This window comes from Bacillus sp. P4_D3, assembly GCF_056401855.1.
Genome location: NZ_JBFUIN010000594.1, coordinates 1 through 1,920, shown reverse-complemented (window position 1 = coordinate 1,920; position 1,920 = coordinate 1). Strand labels below are relative to the sequence as shown.

The following is a 1,920-nucleotide window of genomic DNA, read 5'->3' as shown; positions in this document are numbered from 1 at the left end:
GTGTAGCTCAAGTATTAGAAAAGTTAATTTGTACTGTTAACAACAGTTAAAAGGGTAGAATAGTTACTTCCTATATCGAATTTTACGTCAACTAGTCCATTATGTATCCTTCATCAAAATAGAAAAGTAGAAGTGTATATTTTCCCTTTACTATTGTGCACTCTATATTGCTGTGAATCGTTGACCTTTACTTTTTCGTCAATTATAAACCCTTTACCTATATTTACAGTTCCAGCGACATCTTTCCCCTGCCCAGAAAGGTATTATTGAAACGTAGATTATTAACCTTAGCAACAACGCGCTTACCTACAAAGGGACTCCATAGTAATTTCTCCTACTATATATATAAATCATACTTAGTTAAATTGGGTTTATTTTATACGGAGCCAAAAACCTCTAAATGTTTATTTTATAATTACATAAATAATCCTAACATCTCCAAAAATTGATATAATGATACAGTTATTAATAGCAATTAGGGAGATATGCAGCATGAACTATACACATATGCCAAAAGGAATAGGAATGGTTAAGCGGACTCCGTTCGCTCCGATACCGAAGAAATTCATCGGTATTGGTAAGATTGTTAAAAAACAAACAAAAGTGGAGCGCCCTACATTAACCCAAAACGAACAAGAAATTATTGAAAACAAGTTATTATGTTCATTTCTTTCTGAAGAGAAAATATTGATTATTTATTATAGAGATGGTCATTTGCTTACTAGATATGTGACTGTAACTGACATAAATCCGATAAAGAATTTAATAACTTGCACTGATGCATCTTATAACAGAATTTTCCTTAATTTTATAGATATAATTGATTTGAGATAAAAAACATACAGTTTTTCAAATATAGCCGGGAATAAAAATGAAAGAATCTTGTATTCTAGGTTAAATACAGATAGAGCAAAAGTGTAAGTTCTTGTGAGAGTTAGCAAGATAAAGGCTGTTTGTTTATGTTTTGGACTGTCTGTTATGGTTATCGAATTTACAAATACAAAAGAGGAACAGAACTCAATAGAGAAAGCTAAGGAAGCATTTAGATAATAGTTGAAGACGCCCGATTAAGGACGGCTTCAACTATTATCTCACTTTGATATATTCATATCACCATTTACCACCTGGTCTAGTATCCATCCACCAAGTAATCTTATCTAACTCTGCATTAGGTAGGACATCGGTTTGGATATAACATAGTCCAGAAATTGGATCAACATTAACGCTACCTTTTATTCCTCGTTCTGCCATAGCTTGAATAGCTTCATCTAAGGAGTTAGTACCGAATCCACCTGACTTAACGTATTGATATCCACCATTAGAACCGCCGTTTCCTCCATCATTACAAAAATCAGACCTGTTTCTATACTCATATTCTTGATTATAATTAAATGCTTAAGGCAAACCCCTATTTTCCTTTCTACTCAGAAACAATTTATTTTATAAAATAAAAAGTAGCAGATTCGCTACTTTAAAATCTACATAATTCCCTTTTCTTTCGCTCTTTCATAAAGAACAGTACGGCTTACACCAGTTACTTCACATATTTTCTTAACTGTATATCCGTTCTCTTCACGATTGGCAAGCAGCTCTAAAGCATGCTCCATTTTAGGGTTTTTATCACCGTATTTTTTAGTCCTTCCCTTATATACGCCACGTTGTTTAGCAAGGTCTATACCTTCTCTTTGACGCATCTTAAGTAAATCGCTTTCTAACTTTCTAACTGGTTAACACCAGCCATTACAGTGAGTAGAAAAGTACTGTATGGATTATCACTCGTAGTATCAAGCCATGTATCTTTTATAGATTTAATTGAAGCTCCTTTACTCTTAATAACCTCAATTAGTTCAAATAAATCCTTTGTGCTACGACTAATACGAGTTAAATCAGTAACAACAATCGTGTCACCTTCTTTTAAAC

Annotated in this window: 1 protein-coding gene and 3 pseudogenes; 1 reads left to right on the top strand and 3 read right to left on the bottom strand. The window is 33.0% G+C overall.

From position 1 onward, the window contains the following. Positions 1–113: 113 nt before the first annotated feature. Positions 114–319 (bottom strand): annotated as a pseudogene (locus tag AC1DTM_RS24465) (N-acetylmuramoyl-L-alanine amidase); the annotation flags it as partial. Positions 320–492: 173 nt separating this feature from the next. Between AC1DTM_RS24465 and AC1DTM_RS24460 the strand changes: the two are divergent. Beyond that, positions 493–834, top strand: a complete 342-nt coding sequence (locus AC1DTM_RS24460; RefSeq protein WP_002161228.1) for a YolD-like family protein — start codon at positions 493–495, stop codon at positions 832–834. Positions 835–1,110: 276 nt separating this feature from the next. Here the strand turns inward: AC1DTM_RS24460 and AC1DTM_RS24455 are convergent. Both AC1DTM_RS24455 and AC1DTM_RS24450 read right to left on the bottom strand, forming a co-directional pair. Further along, positions 1,111–1,338: pseudogene (locus AC1DTM_RS24455) on the bottom strand (N-acetylmuramoyl-L-alanine amidase C-terminal domain-containing protein); the annotation flags it as partial. Between the two features lie 140 nt (positions 1,339–1,478). Further along, positions 1,479–1,920: pseudogene (locus AC1DTM_RS24450) on the bottom strand (recombinase family protein); the annotation flags it as partial.